The organism is Halorussus aquaticus, from assembly GCF_024218795.1.
In the GTDB taxonomy this organism is placed as follows: Archaea; Halobacteriota; Halobacteria; order Halobacteriales; family Haladaptataceae; genus Halorussus; species Halorussus aquaticus.
Genome location: NZ_CP100403.1, coordinates 98,472 through 118,462, shown reverse-complemented (window position 1 = coordinate 118,462; position 19,991 = coordinate 98,472). Strand labels below are relative to the sequence as shown.

The following is a 19,991-nucleotide window of genomic DNA, read 5'->3' as shown; positions in this document are numbered from 1 at the left end:
CGGCGTGAAAAACCGTTTTCAACGCACCCGGAACTTCACTCGATTAGTTTCGACTGTTACGAGTTCCAGAAGTTGTCTGAATCGTTACTCCACGAGTGACCCAATGATCTCCTGAGCAGTCGAACTGATTCGACCGAGGCGCTCTTGAATTGCTTCTGAGTCATCGCCCTGCCACGCAGCGAGATAGAACGCAGATCCGCTCGTGTCGAGTCCGAAATACCGACCGACAATGTACGCGACGGCTTCTGCTTCGACCTCGCGCTTTGCCCGTTCGGGTTCATCCTCGATATCGAAGTGGAGCAACGCGTGGGCGTACTCATGGATCAGCGTGACAGCGAGATCTGCCTGGTTCGATCGGGCTATCGCTTCGACGACTGGCTGGAGGTCGTGTAGGCTCCGGTACTTACAGACTCCCTTCGCGTCGCCATAGTCCCAGTCGTCAGCATCGACAATGCGTACCGTCACACCGAGTTCATCAGCTGCTCCTTTGAGCGCTGGCACCAGGTCGTCGGCGTCGCCCATTGCTGCCGTCTCCAGTTCGGGGAGCGGCTCTCCCTCCGTCTGGGAGACGTCGAAGACTGGTGTTGGTTTGAACCCGACGAGGCCATTCGACCACTCATCCGCCGACGTCTCGTCGTACCCACAACCGATTTTCTCGTGGTAGCTGGGCGAATTCTCACATTCGGGACATCGCTTGGTGATGATCGGCGCCCAGATCCAGATGGCCTGTTCGCCTTCCTGGACGTGCCGATCGAAGTCGTTTCGCCACGTGTTGTAGCCTGCGACTTTCGTTGCCTCTGGATACTGGAACTTGATCAGGAGCGTATTTCGGTGCGAATAGTCGTGGAAGCGACTCTGGACGTCTAACCACTCCTGGAACTCCTCACTTGCTTGGGCATCGTCGACGCGGTCGACGAGGTCGTCGATCCACTCTTCGATAGTACTGTGCATCTCGTCGTGTCGGGTATCGGTCTCCTCGAATGAGACCGACGAATCACTACTCGTAGCCATGGTTTTCAGAACTTGAATTATCGCAACTGCGCCGATTCAGATCGCGCCGCACCCCTTCGGGGCGCAAAAAACAGCGCGCTGCTCAGGCTGGCGGGAAGTAGACGCTTTCTTCGCCGGCTAGCTCTTCGAGCTGGTTCTGCTGCCGATGCGTGAAGTAGCAGTCGTAGCTACAGTACCCACAGATCTCTCCCGTATCGTACTCTGCTACGAAGGGACCTCGTTCAGTCGTCCAAACGTTCACATCGCACTCAGTACACGCTGCACCTTCGATATCACTCGGTGACGGGCCGCGATACTCGAACTCGATGCTGTCTTCCTTCGTTGTCGATTCGGGCCATACGCCTCGTGCCTGCCAGAATTCTCGAACCTTCGCGAGACTGCACCGAACGGTTTTTCGGATCGTCATGTGCTCGGCGTCGCGACCACTGTCGTCCCACCCACTAGCTGTCCAGAACTCGCCGAACTGTGCGCCACGGTGAAGACCATTCCAGTCGAGACCGACGATATCTGCGGGTGGGTCTCCAGTCAGCGTGGGACGGGTGAGCTGCTTAATGACGTCCAGTTGTTTTGGCGGACTTCCTCCAAGTATGTGGACACGACGACCACGCCAATCGCTCGGCTCTGAGAACTCGTGAGCGAGTCGATCGGCGTATCCCCGGGAGTACCCGACGACGAGGTCATCAGGGATCGCGTGAATCGCGCCACGGCATTTGGGGACGATGACGAGGTCCGATTCTGGGTAGCTTCCTTGGATCTCGCGAGCAGCAGCGACGTATCGGTCCACCTTGTCGACTTCGTAGGCATCGCCAATCACCCCGACCTGGGGCTCGTGCTCGAAAAAGCGCTCGACGTACCGATCAATGTCTGGATTTCGAAAATCGTTATCGAGCATCCCGACAGGCAACTCTAACGCTTTGAACTGCTGCTGTTGGTAGGTACAGTCCTCGCGAAATCCAGTGAGAAAACCGAGTCCGAGAGCATCAAATGCGAACGGGACTCGATGAAGGAACGCCACGTGGTCAGCCTGCCGAGCAGTTGCAATTTCGCTAGCTGCGTTGCTGGTCGTACTCGCAGTGAGTGCCATAATGAATCAATGCGGGAACTCGCCCCGCACCCCCTCCTGGGGGAGAAAAACTGCTACCGGCGGCTAGCCGTTAACCAACACTGGTTACTACTGGATGAGTCATGTTGGTTAATCGGGCTGGTTCTCTGTGGGGGCTGCTACGTTGTCGGCTCAGCAGAGATACCTCGCAGATCTCAGTTCAGTACGGGTGGTAGCGCGGAGCGATATCCCCGGTCAGTACGCTGCTCTCGAAGGCGTCGCTTTCGCTGCCCTCGAGGTCGATAATCCGATAGACTGCATCACCGCTCCAGTCACACTCCTCACTCGAACACACCGCGCTAGCCAGGGCTCCGTTTTCTGTATCGAGATGGACGCTCTGGAGATCGAGTCGCTCGCTACAGAGTGGGCACGTTGCCGGAACTTGCGCATATCGGTAGCCCGTACTGATGTCGATGTCATCTTGCTTAGCGTCGATGCCACGAAGCCCTTCGACGAGATGGCCGACTCGTGAACGGAACTCGGTGAGAAGCGCGTTGCGGACTTGCTCGTCGACGGGGAGCTCGGCGCTATCGAGAGTGATCGTTATTCGATACGCTGACGTCTTGTTGGTTTCTTTCATTTGGTTCGCCTCTGGGGGTACGTTTGATTCCCCTGCACCCCTTTGGGGGAGAAAAACTATCCCCAGCTGTTACCCTCCGGCGTTAATGGGTGGTTCCACTCTCGAGAATGGCAACGATATCGGAGAGATCGAATAGCCGGAGATCATCACGCTCGTCTGCAGCTTCCTCGACGGAGCGTTTGAACCCGGAGCGGCTGAACAAGGCGAATTCATACGTCGGCTCACCACCTCCGGTGGGTGTCCAATCGATTTGCTCCACGTCGTCTTCGAGGTCCGCGAGCACGTCATAGCCGAGGGGGGTGTTGGTAAATTTCGCTTCGCCAGCGATCAGCGTTGACTCGTCAGTTGGTGCGACGACATCTACTTCCTGGCCCTTGTACCACCACTGGCTTGGCACCTGTGTGAGCTGGTAGTCTGCATAGAGCGCCGGCACTGCCTGGTGACAGAGCGATTCGAACGTTTCGCTGACGAAGTCGGGCAATTCCGGTTCGATGAGATCTGCATAGGCGTTCTCGCCGTAGAGTTCGTACTGTCCCTCGCGGCCGTAGAGATACCGGAAGTAAAACCGGAATACGGGATCTCGAATCTTGTATCGAGTCCGCTTGCTGCGCGCCGGATCGGCGAGTGCCGGATGATGTTTCTCGATGATCTGGAGGGTTTCCAGCCGGTCGAAGTAGTACGACGTGTTGGTGCTCTCGATGCCGGCTCCCTGGGCGATCTCGTTTCGACTGCGGTTCCCGCTGGCCATCGACTCCAGAACCGAAAAATACGTGTTCACCTCGTTGAGTTCCATCTGGAGGACGGTTTCGGGCTCGTCGTGGAGTGGGCCATCCGGGTCGCACAGCAGCCGCGTGATGTTCTCTCCGAGGCTCTGTGATGGATCGAGCGGGCTGAGATATCGGGGTGTGCCGCCGAAGACGCCATAGACGAACACCCGTTCTTCGGGATCGTACGTCGGCACGAACTCTTGGATGGAGCGAAACGGCAGCTGGGTGAGTTCGAGGCGGCCATTCGGTGTCTGGGATACCCGTCCGTAGAGTGGCGCACCGCCATCGAGGACGTGGGTATGGATCATGCCGATTGCAGAGCCTGTGAGTACGAGCGTCGCCTGACTCTCGTCGACAGCGGTATCCCACAGATGTTGAATGACCGAGGGAAGTCCCTCGTTCGATTCGATGAGGTACGGAAATTCGTCGATAACGATGACGGCGTCTCTGTCGGTGAGATACGTTAAGAGCGGTTCCCACTCCTCTTTAACGGCCGTGATGTCTGGATAGGTCGACGCTGCTGCCTCGACGAACCGCCTGAGCTGTGTCGTCGCTGTTCCTTGGACTGCCTGATAGTACACGGCATCGTCGCGGTCAGCAATCGATTGGCGGACGAGTTCGCTCTTGCCGATCTGGCGGCGCCCATAGATAATTGCGAGTTCTGCAGTGCCACTCTCATAGAGGGTCTGCAACCGATCGAGTTCATCGATACGATTGACGAACTGGTCCATACTCCCAGTCGTTGTGGGAGATACATATGTGCTCCGAAGTTAGGAACCAGACTATAATAGTCTGAACTATAATATTCTAATCCCTAATACGGTGGGTCAATCATTCGATCCTTCATCTACTAAGGCTCCGACAGACATCCCCGAATGTTCCGTTAGTCGTCCTGTGAGCGGATTTCGCTGGCCCGCTGTTCAAGTCGGCGGAGGATCTGGATGCGCTGCTGATTCGCGTTCTCGTAGGCGACGCAGGCTCGGAGCGTCTCCATGTCGTGAATCGTCACGATACCAGCGTTGATGAGTCTGGTGTTTGGCGGTTCAAGACGTTGTTCCGGTGTGAGACCGTCTGATTCGACGGATAGATCTGACGAGTCGCTCATTTTTTGTTCGCCTCCGCTCTCTCAAGGCGACAATAAACAGCGGCCAGGCCACTCCCGGTCGAAGAAATTCCTTGTCAGAACTCCAAGTCAGTTTGGACGGTAGTTCGCGTCAGTGTCGACGCTGTCGTACATGCGGCCGAGCATATCGAGCGCTGACTGGAAGTGCGCGTAGTGCTCGTTTGCGAACGCCACGGTTTCTTGGAGTGGGATGACGGGCCGTCCGTCGACCATCTCGACTTCGATCTGTGGCCGCGGCTCGAATACCACTTGTATCGCACCATCGAGGTCGGCAGCGGGAAGGCGTTCTTCCGCAGTCGGGATCCCGAATCGATCGAAGAACGCCGTCCAGTCGTCGAGGTCGGACTCGTGGACGGCGATGAACAGCGGATAGTCCGCTGGGTCGCGGGCGACCTGGTAGCCACCGCGGGTCCAGACGTAGACCGCATCGATGCCAGTGTATGCATACTCCATCCCCGCGAACTGCGGGAGGACGTACGCCTCTGAGATCGACGGCGGCGAGATGTTTGCTACCGCCGTCAGGAACTCGAGACCGGTGTCTCGGAGCGTCTGATCGACGAGATGAAGCCCATCGTCGTATGCGACGTATCCCGCCTCCTCGAGGCGATTCACGACGCGACGGATCGTCTCCCGGTTCTCGTCGATCTTCCGCGCGACGCCTGAGATGGAATCGCCCGGGTCAAGCGCGAGGATGACCTTGAGTTCCTTCTCACCGCACACCTCGTACATCCTTTGGTTACACAATTCTGTGCAATAGTCAAAAGAAGTACTATTCGTGTGAGTCGGCTGGCTGGATCTGGCGAGTGTCCTCAGCGAGGTCGTGGATATACTCGCGGAGGGTTTCCATATCCTCGCGGGCGTCTTCGAGCGTCTTGCCCTTCACTTTGGCCGTGATCTTGTCTTGATCGCGGGTGCCAGTACCGCGAGTAAGTTTGACGGTGAGTGAGACGCCGACATCGCTTCGCTCGACGTACTCGGTTGGTGCCTGACGCTCACGGTTCTGCGACGATTCTGCGCCCGTACGAGGCTGCTGGGTGTGTTCTGACATTGATTGCTCTCTGTGGTCGTTAGTTGACGGACGGTGCGACTGGCTCGTCGACTATCTCACGAAGGGCTGCATCTATCTCGCGTCCGGTGAGTTGCCAGCAGCCGTCAGGTCCTGTACACTCTAGCTGGCTCACTACTTCGGTCTTGAACGCCTTGTACTCCGCAAGCGCCAACTCCTCATCATCAGTGTAATCGAGCAGGAGGGCGAGTGCGAGTTGGGCTGGCCCGCTGCCACCATATCCCCATTCGAAGCCCGAAGGACTGTGATTCGCCAGCTCGAGACTCCGCTCTGGCGTGAGCTGTTGTTGGTCCGATTGCTTCTCGACGATGGCGCGGCCTCGGCGACGGTAACCGACGTAGATGACGTTGGGATCAGCCGAGGTCCGTGACTGTACGTGTGAGCGTGGGTCGCTGATTCCACTCATAGGTTGGTTCGCGGGAGGCTCGTTCGATCACCCCCGCACCCCTCTCGGGGGGTTCAAAAACAGGACGTAGCTGCGTTCGGCAACGTATTTGACAGTTGCAACGTACTGTCCAGGTATATCGGGATGGCTGTACTGGACGATCTCTCAGGGTTCGAGTTCGAGGACGTGATGGAGGACGTGTTCCGCAACCTCGGCTACGAGAACGTCCGCCAGGCAGAGCGGACGGCCGACGAGGGCCGCGACGTCATCATGGAGGAGGTTGTCGACGGTACCCGCCGCGCGATCATCGTCGAGTGTAAGCACACGGGCACGGTCGGGCGCCCGGTCGTCCAGAAGCTCCACTCGGCGATCGCGACGTTCGACTCCGATGGCCCGAAACGCGGAATGGTAGTCACGACAGGCCGGTTCACGAATCCTGCCCAGGAGTACGCCGACCGCCTCCAGCAGAACGACGATCCGCATCCCATCGAGTTACTCGACGGCGAGGACCTCCGGGAGATCGCCGACGAGATCGGCCTCGACCTCTACAACGGGCGCATCGAGATTCTCTGCGACGAGACCCTACGCCCGTACGACCCGGCCGTCGACGTCGACGCGCCAGTCACGGAGGCGTTCCGCGACATCGAGAACATCGAAACCACCGACCTCCCAGAACCGCACTCATCGGTGACGTTCCGCCCAGTGGTCGCGGTCACCGCGGACACGAACGCCGTCTTCGAGACGTCGTTGGGCGTCATCCACCGGATCAACGACCGATCGCGATTCGTCGCCCACGCCGAACGCGGGCGGCCGCAGGTCGTCGACGAGGACGTCGCGACGCTGGTCACCGAGAACCTCCACGCGACGGTCGATCTCGACGCCGAGCAGTTCGGAGAGGTGTTCGACGACGTCGAGGAGCGGCGGTTCGGCCAGACGCAGACCGAGTACAAGGAGTGGGCCGTCGAGCGGCTCCAGCAGCACCACACGACGACGGTCACCTACACCGGCGACAACAACGTCACGTACAACAAGACCTGCGAGCCGAACCGCTCGGACGTCTCCGTCCAGTCGATCGAACCGGTGTACCTTCCCGAGGTTCGGCACACCACCGACCACCAGGAGTACACCTATCCCTATGAGTACTACGCGGCGGGCCCGTCACGAGTGACCGCCGAGGACGGCATCCATCGGTGCGTCCACTGTGACACGAGCGGCGGCGATGAGACGTACACCTACTGTCCGAACTGCGGGGCCATCGCCTGCTCCAGCCACATCAAAACGGAGCGGCTGGAAGGTGAGCCGATCTGTACGGGCTGTGCGGTGACGGAACGGTTCGCGCTGAAGACGAAGTACTTCTACGACGAGGAGAACCTCGAGGCGTTCCGCGAGGAATACGCCGTAATGCCACTCCACGAGAAGGCGATGGAGAACAAGTTACTCGCTGGAGGGAGCGTGGTCGCGACGCTGCTGCTCGTCGTCGGCCTGCTCGTCATCGGCGGCATCATTTAGACCGGTCGCGTTCTCACGCCGGCTTAGCGACCAGCTCTTCGAGCGCGTGCTCTAGGGGCTGTGGAACTTGCCAAGTGGCTCGCTCGAAGGCCTCGTCGGTGGGGCCTCGAGAGCTTGTCGAGGAACACGAACGCCGCTGCCGTGTAGGCCGGTCCTCTCTCGGCGCGGGTCGCATCGAGCAGTTCCTTCAGCTGGACGAGATCCTGCAGGACGCTCGTCGGGTAGCTGTCCGAGTGTCGGTACACCTGTGCGACCTGGTCCGCATCGTTTGGTTCGTCGTCCTGGTCGACTCGTTGGACGAATCTTAGTGGACTTCGTGTCGACATCAAACACCGCCGGCGCAACAACAACCAGTCCTCAGAGAGGGTGTCGTGTGATGTCGTCAATGCCGCTCTCAGTCACGCGGAGGAGCCACGTTGACGGGTTGTTGTCTTCTTTCCCGCTATTGATTGGTGCTGGTGCTCCGGTAACAAGGACGGGCGTTTGGAACTCATCAAGCGTGCCCTGTTGACCGACGTGCATGTGTCCGGAGACGATGAGATCAATTTCAACGGAGGTTTGTTCAATAGCCTTCCGAAAATCTGCTCCCCTCTTTTGATGTATGTGGTACCCGTTTTCATTCCGGACAGGGTATGGAGTATCGTGGACGACCAATACATTCGCGTTTGAAAGTACTGATTGAACCGAGGCTTCGAGCGGCTCGCCCGGGAAGCTATCGTGGCTGTAATCGATTCCGAATAGCGTAACGCCTGCTTCCCCTACTGATTCTCCATCGTTGGAGAGACGCTCAATCCCTGACGTATCATTAGTTGCTCCATCAACTGTTCGACGGCTAGCAGGCTCATCGTGGTTCCCGTAGATGTAGTAGAACGGAATATTGAGCTCTGAGTTGAGAGCGTCTATCACAAAGGACCGGTCTGCCCCGATGGCAACGTGATCGAAAATGTCCCCGGCGTGGACAATGGCATCAGCGTCTAGGGTCTTGGCCTGATCCATTACCGCTTGGAAGCGATCACGAGCGTCGAGATCTTTAGCACCTTTTGCTTTCTTATCACGGCGACGATGCCGATAACCGACGTGTGTGTCGCCGACAATTAAGAGTCGCGTTGCGGTGTCATCGGCCGGACCGAGTTCAGTTACTGTCAGATCCTTCGTACTGTCGAGCTGGTAGTGTCGACTTCCACCCTGTGACCAGTACCTTCCTCGCACGTCTTTCAGTTCGTACCGGTGACCTTCGGTAAGCGAAAGGGAGAGAGAATGTGTCGACCAGATTTTAAGAGAGATTGTATGTCCGTCTGCATCCTCGACTGTAACTTCAAAATCGAGTTTGTTACTGCTGGAGGGCGAGACCGCTCGAACGAGGACTGTGATAGGATTAGAAAGACGGTCATTACGAGGGAGATCATCTCGAGTAAACATTAACTTCATAGACAGATGGCAGGACCGAGTACTTAACCGATGCGAGTACTCTCTGTGACCCGGTTTTAGATTTGCAGCAGGGCTTCGCTAAGCCAAATGAGAGACCTCCGAAGGTTCCTCGACATCGTCGAACTCACCACGTTCGACCGGCTCCCAGTCCTCACCCGGCTTCGGACTCCACCAATCGACCTCATAGTCGCCTGGGGCACCGAGGACCTTCACCCGCGCCGACCCATCCGGAAGATCGCGACGGAGCTTCTCGTCGACGTGGAGGTTCCACGTCGAATCGGTGTCGAAGCAGGCGAGGACGGCCTCCTCGTAGCCGCGTGTCTCCCGTGACTCTTGCAGTTTAACCTGCGTATTGCAGTTCTTGCAGAATATCCCCTCGAAGGGGATGTGACTGAATATCTCGTGCCCGCAGACCGGACACCAGAGGAACTCGAACAGTGCTTCGCTGTGGCGGTCGATGACTTCCAGACTCATCTATGGATCTGGCCCGATTGAGATGGGCCACCCATTCCGGCCCAAAATAAACGTCACCGTAGATACGCACCCATCAATCAGCGCTCGGCGCCGTACACGATTCGCGAGGGCGCTTCATACCCGCAGTCGGGACAGTCGAACCAGCGCTGTACTTTCGCGCCGTCAGCTGCTTTCTCACCGACGAGGACGTCGTCGTTCGGACACTCGGGACAACTCAGTTCAGGCGCTGGCCGTTCGTGGAGCTCTTCACGGAACGATTTCGCGTCTTTTGTCTCGTACCCTCGCGACCAGAGGGGGTACCCGTCGGCGAGGATCGCCCCGCGCCACTTGTAGACGTACGAGTCTGGAGTTCTGTGTAGAACCGCTCTCGCTCCGGTCTCAGCGTTTCGGTACTTGAGTGTGGGCGTCTGGCTCTCCCGTCGCCAGTTAGTGATTCGAGGCATAGTCGATCAGAAGTGGACGTCTGCGGGCACAATCCAGAGATCCTCACTTTCCTCGAGGAGTCGATCCAACTGCTCGCGATGCCGGATGCCGTTCGCGTGCTCGTTGTAGAGGAAGATCGTCGGTCCGTCGTACGCGCCAACTTGGTGGAACGCGTGCCGAGCAAGGTTCTCATCACGCATGATCTCCTCGCTGGAGAGCTCGTCAAGTGCCTCTCTCACTTGGTCGAGATTCCGCTCGAACTCCGCTTTCGTTGCTTCCCAACCACGATCAAGCAGTTCTTGTCCTTTCTCGGAATCAACGGTCGCCGCAATCGGGAGATCGCCCCATCGCGCTTTGCCCGCAACGGTTGTGTCCTCGTTGTCGAAGGTGACGAAGTAGTCAAACACAGCGCAGGCGTGTGGATCGGCGCCGACCAATCGCTCGAACACCGCCTTTCCGGTGGATAGCGCTTCGTTTTCTGTCGATGCCTCTACCAGCGCGTAAATTACCATATGCATCTCGAACACCTCGAAGCACCGACGCACCGGGGCTCATCGTTCGCTCACCCCGTGCTGCGCCGGCACCCATCGCCGGCGCACAAAAACCACTCTCGGCACTTCCCTCTCTCAGGGGTCGTCCGCACGTTCGACGGTGATGGTCAGATTCCCTGATTCGTAGTTGGCCTCGAATGCGACCGAGAACCCATCCGACTCGTACGCCGCGTGGTAGGCTCGATGCAGTTCGAGCGAGCCGGTTGCCTTGAAATGGAAGAATGCGGCTGCGGTGTAGGGCTTGCTGGCGGTCTCGATCTGTGTCTCCACCAAGGCTGGGAGTGCGATCTGTGGTGTATCGGTGTCAATACTGGCTGCGAACTCACGTGCTTCGTCGACGGTCGCTTGTGAGTGCGCTGGCGTTTGGCCCGTCAGCACGTTCACCGGTGTCTCCGTCTCGTCGGTGAATAGGACGTCTTCGAAGGTGTGCGTTCCCAAGATTGCCTTGGGGTTCAGCTCGCAGTCGTGGAACGGATCGTCGGATGGTTGCTCGGTCATGGAATCACGAGCCCACGTAGGGGCTCACCTATTCCTGCCCCTGAAAAAACAGCAGTTGCCACGAAGCAGATCGAACTAGGAGTGGTTCAGGCTCGCTTTCTCGAAGGGAGATTCGCCAGTCGGGATGAGTAGCTCCTGTCGGTCTCCGACCCGCTCGGCCAGCTTTCGTTTCAGGTACTGTCTCGCCGTCGACGGCGTGAAGACGCCTTTGTCGATCATGTCGCCGACGACGTCTTTGAGGGCCTCGAACTGCCCCTGCAGGTGGCCGTCACCGACCGGCTCGCCGTCGTACCAACGTACTGTCGCGAGCGCGCCGTTCCCGACTGTTTCTCCCTGTTCGACTGTCTCCGAGTCGTACTGCAGGCCGAACCACAGCGTCCGATACGCGGTCACCTCGAACGTCGCCGACACCACGAAAAACGCCTCGTGGTGGAGGTAGTCGAGGTGGTCAGCGACGATCTCGTCGAGGGTGAGCCCGGTGGCGCGGGGCTTCGGCTCGACGACCGTCGACGGTCGGTCCTCGCCGACGAGGTACCCGTCGACGGCATCTGCCTCGAGGCCATCGGCCAGTTCCGCCAGCACCTGTTTCGCCCACGTGGAGTCGGTGTCTTCGCCACCGAACGGCGACTCAGCCGAGATTCGGTGTTTGAGCTTCAGGTTCGCTGCGCCCCAGTGGCTGTAGTGGAGCGTGTACTGTCCGTCTGTGCGTTCGTACGCAACAAGTGCGCGGTGTCCCATGATTCAATCACCTCACGAGGCGATGCTTGTGCTGTGTCGCCCCGCACCCCTCCTGGGGGAGAACAACGCTACACGTCGATCGGATCGAGGGAACTGAGATCCGCATGGAGGACTTCGTCGTCACGGATGACGTACCGCTTTGCGAGGACTGGGAACCGACATTTCGTGAACCCGGCTGTCTGGATGTCGAGTTCTTCGTTAGGCTCGAGATAGCCGGCGAGTGTTCGGAGGAACTCGTGCGTCACAAGACCACCTTCGTAGTCAGGAAGGCCGTCTTCACGCGCTTCGTAGACCTCGAAGGCGTCGTATCCCCAGATGATGAGCTCTCCTTCTTCATCCACCTCCCAATTCAGGGTCCCGAAGCAATGTGCTTCGCAGAGCTGGCGGACTGCCTGTGCATCCCTTACGACTGCGCCGGTCGATGTCGTCGCTGCTTGGAGCGTTGCCATTGTTCGTACTCGAGGGCGTTTTCCTGCCCTCGCACCCCTTTGGGGATAACAAACTGACCGCGAGAGATGCTGGATCGGTGGTGTGCGACTAAATCCTCGCTCAGGAGTCGACCGTGACGTTCGCTTCCGCCGAAGCACCTGGCTGGGTGAGCAGTTCCACCTGTTCCAGAAGCATCGTAGCTTTCTCGATTCGCTCTTGGTCGGGCGAGTCCAGTTGCTCGGTATCGATGCTGTTGAGGTTGCTGAGCGCGCGATGCAGCCGGTAGCCAGGTGTGTCTCGTGGGTCCATGATGTACGCCTCCGCCGACTTCTGGCGTTAACGAGACGCGTTGCGTCTCGTTCGCACACCAGAACGCTTTGCGTTCTGGGGACGCAGAAAAAACGGGAGAGACGCTGATGTCTCCCGCCGAAGCCTTGCACCTGTATTAACCAACAGCTTCGGGAAGACCCATTCCACGTTGGTTAAGACGTTATTCTGTTGAGTATTCTACTCGGGGGTTGGTCCGTGACGAGGCGACTGACAAACCTGGCACTCCCACATCGGCTGGCCAGACCAATCGGCATCAGGGACAGTCTCGAACTCCTGGAACTGATGCTCAGTCTTTCGACCGCACTTGCGACATTCAAGATGTGTTCTCGAGGGAACGCTGGGTTGCCGACCCTCGGAGTACTCGTCGATGATAGCGCGCTGGAGTGCAATGGCTGGCACCAACCAGACGTCGTTCTCGGCGCTCTCAAGTAGGACTGTAAGCCGATCTTCCTCACGAACGTTGCGGCCTCCCTCATCGTAGAGGAACGTCGTGTGCGCCCCATCACTCCGCGACTGGTTCGACTCTGTCTGTCCCGTCCGTTCACGAGCGACTGCAAGAAGCTGTTCGCCGCTTTCGGAGGTGACTCGAACTGCTTCGGGAAGCGAGGACCACTGCTCGATCAGCTGCGTGGCGGGCTCTGCATCAAGGTCGTAGATCAGCTGGCAGTCATCGACCGCTGGATCCCTGTTAGCCTTCGTGAGGAGCCTGGCCGCAGCAGCACCCTTCGCGATGGCGGCGTAGAACGTCGACGCCTCGACGAGTAGATGGACGACATGGAGGAGTGTCCACTCCGTATCTGGGGTGGACCTCTCGTCGCTGGTTCCATCAAGATGATTCGAGAGGCAGAACCGGCACTTCGTTTGGGTAGTGGGAATGGAAGCGCCACAAGAGGAACACTCCTTCTGTGTCGATCTCGTTCGGTTTGGATACGATTCCAGCGTTTCTCTTCTCCGCTGTCCTATTCGCCCAGAAGTACCACGCCCAGAAAGCTTGTCGTCGGGAACGTGGGTCGCCTCACCAAGTGGTCGCAGTTCTTCAAAGTCAGATTGTCGCCCGTTCATAGAGTGGTCTGGCAGCACCTTCCTTCGTTTCTGTATTTAAACCTCAGCCACAAATTCCGAATCTCCGCCGGAAGAAGATTCGCAGATAGCGTCTTCAGACCGCCAATTCGTTCAATGTGTCTCGATGCGACCGGATGGTCGTTGACGTGACGCTCGCCGCCTCAGCGACTTCCGCCTGCGTTAGCCATCGTCCCTCTTCGCGACCCGCCTTGTAGAGACAGGCGGCTGCGAATCCCGATGGTTTGACACCCGACGCTACTCCTGTCGATTCAGACTGTTCAGCCAACCTCCGAGCTCGCTGTCGGATGTACACTGGAACCTCGAGTTCTGACGCAAGCCGGGGGATGAATTCGCTAGGGCGAACAGGCTGGGCTGGCAGTCCAAGTTCTGTATTCAGCGTCTTGTACGCGTTCGTAACTCTCGATTGTTCAACGCGTGCCGCATCGACGACGTCGTCGAGTAACCGTGAGTGGCCGTTACATCGACAGACCCCATAGACGCTTGCTGCCGCGATCGCCTCGATTGATCGGCCTCGAAGCAGGTCTTCGCTTTGAGCGCTCCGGAACAGTTGACACGCTTGGTCACGAACCGAATCTGAGAGCTCGAGGACGCTCGCGATTCTTCGGACCTCACCCAGGCCGTGTGCGAGGTTTCGCTCGGCTTTCGACTGGAACCGACCACGAGTCTGCTCACGCCGCATTCGGGCTAGCCGCTGGCGCTTTTGCCCAGAGAGTTCGTTCCCGTTTGAATCAGTTCTGCGACCGATTTTCGTCGACAGACCTCGGTCATGACGTGCGACGGTGAGTGGTGCACCTGTTCGATTCAGAGTCTCTTCATCGGTAGCGAACGACCGCCACTCCGGACCATGGTCGATTTTCTGTTCGTCGATGACGAGCCCACAGTCCTCACAGACCGTCTCGACGGTATTTGTTCTCACTTAGCTGTCACATTCGGGACACGCCGTGTTGTCGTTCGATACGTCTTCGTCGAAGCTGGTTTCGTAGATCTCTCTCGTGGCCATCGGTAGTTCGCGAGGCGTCTCGTCTGCACCCCGCACCCCTCTCAGGGGGAGATAGACAACTGCGGATGTGATTATGGAAGATATCTATTGACTACTCAAGGAGCCTTTGCAGCGTCTGTACATACTCTCAGCGGGGTATGCCGTGGCCGGTTATTCGTCGTCGATTACGACGCCGCCATCGGTGACCGCTTGCATCACTCAGCGAAGTACTCGTACACAGGCAGGAGAGTTTGGAAGTACTCGAGCGTCCAGTCTACCAACTCTTTCTTCTCGATGAGGTCTGAACCATATGGAATCTGCTTCTCGATTACGAACGACTTCTCGTGTCCTATGTTGGCATCGGTCGTCTCCCTCACAGCCCGACCGATGACTCCCAACCTATCCGTGATACTCGCTTCGTCGACCCCTGGCATGTAGATGACCGAATCTGCGTGGAAGGTTGTGGTCTGCCGTTCTCTGTCGTTGGCCTGCTGGATGTTCCGCTGGTACCGGAGATAATAGAACGGATTGTCTTCACGTGTGAGTTCGATGCCGTCCAGTTCGGACAGGGCGTCCAACATCACACGCTTGAATTCCGGTTTAAGTTCAGAGGATCCCCGTCTCACGATATTGCTGACAATCCGGTTCGGGATATAGAGTTGGACAGAGAACTTTGCTGGGTGCCAGAACCCTGCCGAGAAATGTCTAAGTCGCTGGAATATCCCGTTCTCCAATTCCTCTGAATCAACAAGGTGTACCTCTCTGCTTCGTTGATTTGAGGTCGCGGTGAAGTTCCCCAGATCGTAGTTCCCTCTACTCTCGTACAACGCCTGAGAGAAGATTCCAGGGTTAGTCTGGTCGACTCCTCGAAGCATCGTCTTCCGATACTCTCCCACACCAGACCCGCTCAGTTTATCGCGGTCGAAACCTCTGAATGGTACCATTCTCATTAGTTCTAAGTAGTCGGTGAATTCTTCGAGTAGGAATCGGTCGATGTCATTCTTTGTTCTCTCTCGGTAATTTTCTAGCAGTTCATAGATGTCCAACCAACTGATTCCGTGACACAATTCGTCATCGGTGAGGCCAAGCTCTCCCCGATATTTCCCCATCTGAGTGAGACTCAGCCTGTCCCGTTCTGTCTTGACCTCAATAACGATTGCCGTTGGGACGTTCTCTGAATGAACTGTGACTACGCCGTCTACTGTTCCGTCTCCAGAACGTGGATCTGATTCTCTAGCGACGTTCTCTCCGGCAAATGAGAGTCCAGCAAGGTGGACGGAATGTTCAGATGTTGGAATCTCGTTCAAACCGACCTGAGTGTCGTACTCGAATTTGGCGTCCTCGAAAGCGAGACCAAGGGACTGCTTTAGAAAACTGTCCGTGAGTCTATTATCAGACTCTTGCAGGACTTTCAGGAAGCCCTTCGTGGTGTTGTTCTCCAGCTGCTCTTTACCCTCATCGCTGGCACGCTGGTACCAGAAGAGATTATCCCACTTTGGTCTCACACAACTGTCCTTTTCCTACTCGAAGTATATTCCTTCCGCTCAGTCGTACATAGGTGATCTTCCAACTTTGTGATTCGAGGCTCTTGCTACTGTCAGAATTCAAAATGCTGCGAACGCTCTACTTGTCATGGGTGAACTTCTCCTCGAGGTTCTTGCGCTCACTGCGCTTCTTAGCCGCCTTGCCCCCTTGAAATGTTGCTCCACCAGTGAATCCCGCAACCGTTGCAGAGGCAATGACATTTCCTCCAGTCAGTGCGAGTGTGATGAAGAACGTTGCTACTGTGGCTCCGAAACTCATCTCTTCATCAGAGGCGTCGGTCAGCTCTCCGGTCTGTTTCGCTTTCCAGAAGATGTAGTCGACGAGATCGTACGAAATTTCTCGAGTCCGACGTCGGTACCAGTCCCCATCATCCCAAATCAGCTTGTCGTGAATGTACGATTCGGGCGGACGTATCTCATCGATGTCCGAAGCTGGGTACTTGTATTGGCCTACACCCGGTGTAGACCTCTTCTGGTGTACTGTCGCGGCAATCGTCGATATATCGGCTGCGATGCTTGGTGCGTTGAGTTGCACCAACATAGCGTCGAGTGCCTGCTGCATCTCGACAATCGACTGAACCATCGCCGGTTGAATAGCCGATTCAGCAATTTTCTGAGTCTGGGTGATTGACTGAACCAACGCCGGATTAACCACACTTTCCGCGATCTTCTGCATTTGGACGATATCCCGGATCAGTGCAGGCTGGATGGCATTCTCCATCGTCTTCTGCATCTGAATTGCGTCCCGAATCAGTGCCGGCTTGACAGCCCGCTCTACCGTCTTCTGCGTCTCTATCATCGACTGGACTGCTGCCGGTTGGATCGCTTCCTCTGCCACTTTCTGAGCCGCGAGAATGCTGCTAACGTCTATATCGACAGTAAAACCTGTAGAGATAGAGGTATTTGGATCTTTCCCGGACTCTGTGTCTGAATCTTCGCTATCCTCACCCATAATGATCTCTTTGCTGCATTTGGTTTTGAGTTCTCGACTACTTTAGTGCGTCTAGGGGAGTAGTTCGGAAAGGTTTGGAAGTTCCAAATCGAAATCAGGGATGTATCGTTCGATAAGTCCCTCCTTTTCCTGCGGGAACATCCCAACAGCCGAACCGCCTTCAGGGGCGATCAAGTTCTGTATCTCCTCGTAGGTGAAATCCAAGTTGACGTCGTAGTTCCACTCCTCCGCGTCGGTCTTGAGGTTCTGAATTTGATCCCATACGAACTCGACGTTGCTGTCCGTGACAGCCTCACCGTAGACTGAGCCTCGAATCGCCCAGTGGAGTTCGCTCATCAGTAGAGCGATACACCCTCGGCATCCGTGTCGGGCGAACCGGAGGAATGTACGATTGGCGATGAAACGTGTTCCTCTCCATGCCATCTTGTACGGGGTACCGATGGTCCATAGGACAACCTCCAGACCGAACGCCGCTGACGCGAAGAGGAACCCCTTGATAGCTTCTGGGTTTGGGTCAGGAGTTTCGACGACACACGCAGCATTGCAGAGGTTGTTGAAACTCCCAATGAGAGGGAGATAGCGGGTATATTTGCTAAGATCCCGTCGTCCCGATTCAATCATAGACTCGTCTATTTTGTCGGTGATGTTGTACTCGTTGAGGATGCGAACTCCAAACTGGAGACGACGGACGACGTCAGACACAGACTCGCCACTATCGACCACTGCATTGAGGGTCTCTCCAGAAATTGCCTTGCGTGCGGAGCACAGTTCGTTAGCACATTGAATTACGGTGTCGTTCCGTTCGGTTTTCGTCTCCGGGAGTGCGTCGAAATAGCTGTCGGCGACATCGTTTACTGTACTCCTCTCTTTCAGGGCAGTTACCTCCCCTGAAGCTGCAATCGGAGTAGCTGCCGTCGCTTTAAGGAATGTCCTTCGTTTCATTCGCTCACTAAGTCACTTTCCGGCAGGAGCCGACGACGTTGTTTTTAGTACTCGATAAATTACCGAGCAGGGTTGGCTCAGATCCCCTCATTTGCCTGTTTGTGTCGCGTCCAAAATGTTCCAACTCCGATCTCAACAGGCACAATATCGTCCCGCTGTTGGAGTTCTTCCTCTGCTCGGTCCTGCGGCCACTCGTAAACCGTCATGACTTCTTGAGTCGCAACAGGGCCGTGCTCGGTAACGAATCCGGAGAGGGGTTGCGGCTCCTCACTATCGATTCCTGATTGGTCGAAAATATCTACGATGTCGTCGTAGTGCAGATAGCCCGATTGAGTGACTTCCTCTCCGTCGACGTGGAATTTGGTGAAGGGCGGATTGAGATCACGTTTAGTCTGACGAGGCTCTACTTTGTCCCAAGCTTCCTCTAATCGGTTGATATCGAGCCCCGCGTTCTCCGCTAATTCGAAAAGGATCTCCTTATCCTCGATGTTTGTCCCTTCGACCATGGTGGCCGTCCGAAGCCGTCGAAGGTATCGTTGGGCGGCGTTTGGCCCTTGGTGCATCGCTGCCAGGTAAGCGCGATTTGCGAGTTCGGTTGATTCCGGCGGATTCTCCTCCCACACGGAGGTATCTATAGGCATTTTGTGGCGAAGACGGTCTCTTTCCCACTTCGATGCCATCTCTTTGGGGTCAACGAATTCGCGGACGGGGACAAGGTGATAGTCGGTATCGACTTCGTGTCCGTATCGCTCTTTGATTTTGAGTATTATGGGATACAGCCCCCACCCCACGTTATCCCACGGGTCTGAGTATTGCACAACCTTCGGTTCTTGTTCTTCTTCATCGTCGTCATCATCCTCGTCTTCCGACTCCTCTTGTTCCAGTTCTTCGTCCGGAGTCTCGGGATCCTGTGACTTCTCGGGCTCTGAAGAATCGGGGTCTTCTCCTGCCTCATCGGGGGAGTCGTCACCTACCTCCACACCCTCGGGGATTCCGATGATGCCGCCGCCTCCGCCTCCACCTCCACTGCTTCCATTACCGTCTGTTCCGGACGGTGTGGTCTCCGTTGGCTGGGGGCCAGAATCTTCGGAGGGTGCTTCCTCTGACGGCGATTCATTGGTGTACTCGTCAACTCCTGTCTGGTCGGGATCAACGTTTGGCGCTTCGTCACCGGAGGCACTACCACTGTCATCGTCCTCGGGGTCAATGTACAGGTCGTCTGTCGTCCCGTCACCCATTAATAACCACCCCAGAGTCCGGAAGGTAGTCTCCAATTCGCGACTGCTCGTCGGTGCGCTCCGTCTCTAGCGCTCGTTTGATTTCGTAAATCCACATGGCTAACCTCTGTTGTGAATACCCGTCCGTCGTCAGACCGCAATCCTGCTTCCAGTACCACCCAGCAGCCTCATCAACAATCCCCGGCAGCACTTCGACCTGTCTCGGTGACCCTCGACCGATGACCAAAACTCCCTCAGGGTTCAGGGCGGTAGCCGCCTGATGTATCCGATCTCGGAATTCGTAGTTGCTGGGTGTCTGGACGCCGTACATGGCGAACCGATCGATACCCAGTCGGGCAAAGGTCTCACGAGCCTCCTTGAAATGGGGTTGAGAAAGCCCTTTAGCCAAAGGTATGAGTTCGTGGGATAGTCCCATCTCCTCGGCCGTCTGGTAGAGCCATTCGAATCGGTCAAGGTACTTTCTCACGTTCTCTAACTGATGTTCTGGCTCCATCTGATGGTAGACCCATAACCAGTCCGGGATGATTCGCGCCTCACGCGTGATTTCGGCATAGAGGTCTATTTCCGCCCATCGCCCTCTGTCCGTGACTGTTGGGTCGGGTTCCGTGCCCACGATTGTGAGTTTGTGGTGGGGCTGGAGGATGTTATCGAATCCTCCGTGATTTCTCAGAACGCTCTCGGCTTCGCTGAGTGTCACCATCACGTGTTCAATCGTTGGATCCGCCTCCAGTAGATTGAGAAACTTCCCGCTGGGCTCGAGGCGGAGAATCGCCTGAAGTTGGGAGTACTGCGCAATCAAGGAGGCTAACAGGGTTTGCTGACCTCTATGCGAATCTCTC

The 19,991-nt window shown here is 56.8% G+C and carries 23 protein-coding genes and 2 pseudogenes; 1 reads left to right on the top strand and 24 read right to left on the bottom strand.

Annotated features, from left to right (window positions below; all coding sequences use genetic code 11):
* Positions 1–84 precede the first annotated feature (84 nt).
* From NGM06_RS23070 to NGM06_RS23035, 8 genes are all read right to left on the bottom strand, one after another.
* Positions 85–1,011, bottom strand: coding sequence for a M78 family metallopeptidase domain-containing protein (locus tag NGM06_RS23070; RefSeq protein ID WP_254270916.1), 927 nt, complete (start codon positions 1,009–1,011; stop codon positions 85–87).
* Positions 1,012–1,093: 82 nt separating this feature from the next.
* Positions 1,094–2,095 (bottom strand): DUF6610 family protein, encoded by a 1,002-nt coding sequence (locus tag NGM06_RS23065; protein WP_254270915.1) that lies wholly within the window; start codon positions 2,093–2,095, stop codon positions 1,094–1,096.
* Positions 2,096–2,273: 178 nt separating this feature from the next.
* On the bottom strand, positions 2,274–2,693 hold the full coding sequence (locus NGM06_RS23060; RefSeq protein WP_254270914.1) for a hypothetical protein: 420 nt from the start codon (positions 2,691–2,693) through the stop codon (positions 2,274–2,276).
* Between the two features lie 82 nt (positions 2,694–2,775).
* Positions 2,776–4,191, bottom strand: a complete 1,416-nt coding sequence (locus NGM06_RS23055) for an ATP-binding protein (RefSeq protein WP_254270913.1) — start codon at positions 4,189–4,191, stop codon at positions 2,776–2,778.
* A 152-nt stretch (positions 4,192–4,343) separates the two neighbouring features.
* On the bottom strand, positions 4,344–4,565 hold the full coding sequence (locus NGM06_RS23050) for a DUF8129 domain-containing protein (protein ID WP_254270912.1): 222 nt from the start codon (positions 4,563–4,565) through the stop codon (positions 4,344–4,346).
* Positions 4,566–4,652: 87 nt separating this feature from the next.
* Positions 4,653–5,312: a helix-turn-helix domain-containing protein gene (locus NGM06_RS23045; RefSeq protein ID WP_254270911.1), complete on the bottom strand. Its 660-nt coding sequence runs from the start codon at positions 5,310–5,312 to the stop codon at positions 4,653–4,655.
* 40 nt (positions 5,313–5,352) lie between these two features.
* Positions 5,353–5,631, bottom strand: coding sequence for a DUF7389 domain-containing protein (locus NGM06_RS23040; RefSeq protein WP_254270910.1), 279 nt, complete (start codon positions 5,629–5,631; stop codon positions 5,353–5,355).
* Positions 5,632–5,650: 19 nt separating this feature from the next.
* Positions 5,651–6,055: a DUF6166 domain-containing protein gene (locus NGM06_RS23035; RefSeq protein ID WP_254270909.1), complete on the bottom strand. Its 405-nt coding sequence runs from the start codon at positions 6,053–6,055 to the stop codon at positions 5,651–5,653.
* A gap of 123 nt (positions 6,056–6,178) precedes the next feature.
* Between NGM06_RS23035 and NGM06_RS23030 the strand changes: the two genes are divergently transcribed.
* The gene (locus NGM06_RS23030) at positions 6,179–7,543 is read left to right on the top strand and encodes a restriction endonuclease (RefSeq protein WP_254270908.1); all 1,365 of its coding nucleotides are present in this window, start codon (positions 6,179–6,181) and stop codon (positions 7,541–7,543) included.
* 107 nt (positions 7,544–7,650) lie between these two features.
* Here the strand turns inward: NGM06_RS23030 and NGM06_RS23025 are convergent.
* The 16 genes and pseudogenes from NGM06_RS23025 to NGM06_RS22950 form a co-directional block, all read right to left on the bottom strand.
* Positions 7,651–7,869: pseudogene (locus NGM06_RS23025) on the bottom strand (hypothetical protein); the annotation flags it as partial.
* Positions 7,870–7,900: 31 nt separating this feature from the next.
* Complete coding sequence (locus tag NGM06_RS23020; protein ID WP_254270961.1) at positions 7,901–8,962, bottom strand: metallophosphoesterase family protein; 1,062 nt, start codon at positions 8,960–8,962, stop codon at positions 7,901–7,903.
* 87 nt (positions 8,963–9,049) lie between these two features.
* The gene (locus tag NGM06_RS23015) at positions 9,050–9,445 is read right to left on the bottom strand and encodes a DUF7567 family protein (RefSeq protein ID WP_254270907.1); all 396 of its coding nucleotides are present in this window, start codon (positions 9,443–9,445) and stop codon (positions 9,050–9,052) included.
* A gap of 77 nt (positions 9,446–9,522) precedes the next feature.
* Positions 9,523–9,888, bottom strand: coding sequence for a DUF7568 family protein (locus NGM06_RS23010; RefSeq protein WP_254270906.1), 366 nt, complete (start codon positions 9,886–9,888; stop codon positions 9,523–9,525).
* Between the two features lie 6 nt (positions 9,889–9,894).
* Positions 9,895–10,386, bottom strand: coding sequence for a DUF7995 family protein (locus NGM06_RS23005; protein WP_254270905.1), 492 nt, complete (start codon positions 10,384–10,386; stop codon positions 9,895–9,897).
* 108 nt (positions 10,387–10,494) lie between these two features.
* Positions 10,495–10,917: a DUF8025 family protein gene (locus tag NGM06_RS23000; RefSeq protein ID WP_254270904.1), complete on the bottom strand. Its 423-nt coding sequence runs from the start codon at positions 10,915–10,917 to the stop codon at positions 10,495–10,497.
* Between the two features lie 75 nt (positions 10,918–10,992).
* A complete protein-coding gene (locus NGM06_RS22995; RefSeq protein ID WP_254270903.1) occupies positions 10,993–11,655 on the bottom strand; it encodes a DUF6735 family protein in 663 nt (220 codons plus the stop codon).
* 68 nt (positions 11,656–11,723) lie between these two features.
* On the bottom strand, positions 11,724–12,104 hold the full coding sequence (locus NGM06_RS22990; RefSeq protein ID WP_254270902.1) for a hypothetical protein: 381 nt from the start codon (positions 12,102–12,104) through the stop codon (positions 11,724–11,726).
* A 100-nt stretch (positions 12,105–12,204) separates the two neighbouring features.
* The gene (locus NGM06_RS22985; protein WP_254270901.1) at positions 12,205–12,393 is read right to left on the bottom strand and encodes a DUF8012 family protein; all 189 of its coding nucleotides are present in this window, start codon (positions 12,391–12,393) and stop codon (positions 12,205–12,207) included.
* A 198-nt stretch (positions 12,394–12,591) separates the two neighbouring features.
* Positions 12,592–13,476, bottom strand: a complete 885-nt coding sequence (locus NGM06_RS22980) for a biosurfactant protein 1 (RefSeq protein ID WP_254270900.1) — start codon at positions 13,474–13,476, stop codon at positions 12,592–12,594.
* A gap of 94 nt (positions 13,477–13,570) precedes the next feature.
* Positions 13,571–14,497: pseudogene (locus NGM06_RS22975) on the bottom strand (transcription initiation factor IIB).
* Positions 14,498–14,691: 194 nt separating this feature from the next.
* Positions 14,692–15,981, bottom strand: a complete 1,290-nt coding sequence (locus NGM06_RS22970; protein WP_254270899.1) for a hypothetical protein — start codon at positions 15,979–15,981, stop codon at positions 14,692–14,694.
* A gap of 118 nt (positions 15,982–16,099) precedes the next feature.
* Entirely contained in the window at positions 16,100–16,972 is an 873-nt protein-coding gene (locus NGM06_RS22965) for a hypothetical protein (RefSeq protein WP_254270898.1), read from the bottom strand.
* A 51-nt stretch (positions 16,973–17,023) separates the two neighbouring features.
* Positions 17,024–17,914, bottom strand: coding sequence for a hypothetical protein (locus NGM06_RS22960; protein ID WP_254270897.1), 891 nt, complete (start codon positions 17,912–17,914; stop codon positions 17,024–17,026).
* Positions 17,915–17,991: 77 nt separating this feature from the next.
* Positions 17,992–19,152, bottom strand: coding sequence for a DsbA family protein (locus NGM06_RS22955; protein WP_254270896.1), 1,161 nt, complete (start codon positions 19,150–19,152; stop codon positions 17,992–17,994).
* Positions 19,145–19,951, bottom strand: a complete 807-nt coding sequence (locus tag NGM06_RS22950; RefSeq protein WP_254270895.1) for a hypothetical protein — start codon at positions 19,949–19,951, stop codon at positions 19,145–19,147. The genes NGM06_RS22955 and NGM06_RS22950 overlap by 8 nt, the downstream gene beginning before the upstream one ends.
* Between the last annotated feature and the right edge of the window lie 40 nt (positions 19,952–19,991).

Bases quoted from the DNA above. Each gene is read 5' to 3' on its own strand.
- NGM06_RS22990 (WP_254270902.1), bottom strand. From the start codon at position 12,104: ATGGCAACGCTCCAAGCAGCGACGACATCGACCGGCGCAGTCGTAAGG.
- NGM06_RS23015 (WP_254270907.1), bottom strand. From the start codon at position 9,445: ATGAGTCTGGAAGTCATCGACCGCCACAGCGAAGCACTGTTCGAGTTC.
- NGM06_RS23060 (WP_254270914.1), bottom strand. From the start codon at position 2,693: ATGAAAGAAACCAACAAGACGTCAGCGTATCGAATAACGATCACTCTC.
- NGM06_RS23010 (WP_254270906.1), bottom strand. From the start codon at position 9,888: ATGCCTCGAATCACTAACTGGCGACGGGAGAGCCAGACGCCCACACTC.
- NGM06_RS22965 (WP_254270898.1), bottom strand. From the start codon at position 16,972: ATGGGTGAGGATAGCGAAGATTCAGACACAGAGTCCGGGAAAGATCCA.
- NGM06_RS23005 (WP_254270905.1), bottom strand. From the start codon at position 10,386: ATGCATATGGTAATTTACGCGCTGGTAGAGGCATCGACAGAAAACGAA.
- NGM06_RS22955 (WP_254270896.1), bottom strand. From the start codon at position 19,152: ATGGGTGACGGGACGACAGACGACCTGTACATTGACCCCGAGGACGAT.
- NGM06_RS22980 (WP_254270900.1), bottom strand. From the start codon at position 13,476: ATGAACGGGCGACAATCTGACTTTGAAGAACTGCGACCACTTGGTGAG.
- NGM06_RS23035 (WP_254270909.1), bottom strand. From the start codon at position 6,055: ATGAGTGGAATCAGCGACCCACGCTCACACGTACAGTCACGGACCTCG.
- NGM06_RS22960 (WP_254270897.1), bottom strand. From the start codon at position 17,914: ATGAAACGAAGGACATTCCTTAAAGCGACGGCAGCTACTCCGATTGCA.
- NGM06_RS22985 (WP_254270901.1), bottom strand. From the start codon at position 12,393: ATGGACCCACGAGACACACCTGGCTACCGGCTGCATCGCGCGCTCAGC.
- NGM06_RS23070 (WP_254270916.1), bottom strand. From the start codon at position 1,011: ATGGCTACGAGTAGTGATTCGTCGGTCTCATTCGAGGAGACCGATACC.
- NGM06_RS23050 (WP_254270912.1), bottom strand. From the start codon at position 4,565: ATGAGCGACTCGTCAGATCTATCCGTCGAATCAGACGGTCTCACACCG.
- NGM06_RS23000 (WP_254270904.1), bottom strand. From the start codon at position 10,917: ATGACCGAGCAACCATCCGACGATCCGTTCCACGACTGCGAGCTGAAC.
- NGM06_RS23055 (WP_254270913.1), bottom strand. From the start codon at position 4,191: ATGGACCAGTTCGTCAATCGTATCGATGAACTCGATCGGTTGCAGACC.
- NGM06_RS23040 (WP_254270910.1), bottom strand. From the start codon at position 5,631: ATGTCAGAACACACCCAGCAGCCTCGTACGGGCGCAGAATCGTCGCAG.
- NGM06_RS22995 (WP_254270903.1), bottom strand. From the start codon at position 11,655: ATGGGACACCGCGCACTTGTTGCGTACGAACGCACAGACGGACAGTAC.
- NGM06_RS23045 (WP_254270911.1), bottom strand. From the start codon at position 5,312: ATGTACGAGGTGTGCGGTGAGAAGGAACTCAAGGTCATCCTCGCGCTT.
- NGM06_RS23030 (WP_254270908.1), top strand. From the start codon at position 6,179: ATGGCTGTACTGGACGATCTCTCAGGGTTCGAGTTCGAGGACGTGATG.
- NGM06_RS23020 (WP_254270961.1), bottom strand. From the start codon at position 8,962: ATGTTTACTCGAGATGATCTCCCTCGTAATGACCGTCTTTCTAATCCT.
- NGM06_RS23065 (WP_254270915.1), bottom strand. From the start codon at position 2,095: ATGGCACTCACTGCGAGTACGACCAGCAACGCAGCTAGCGAAATTGCA.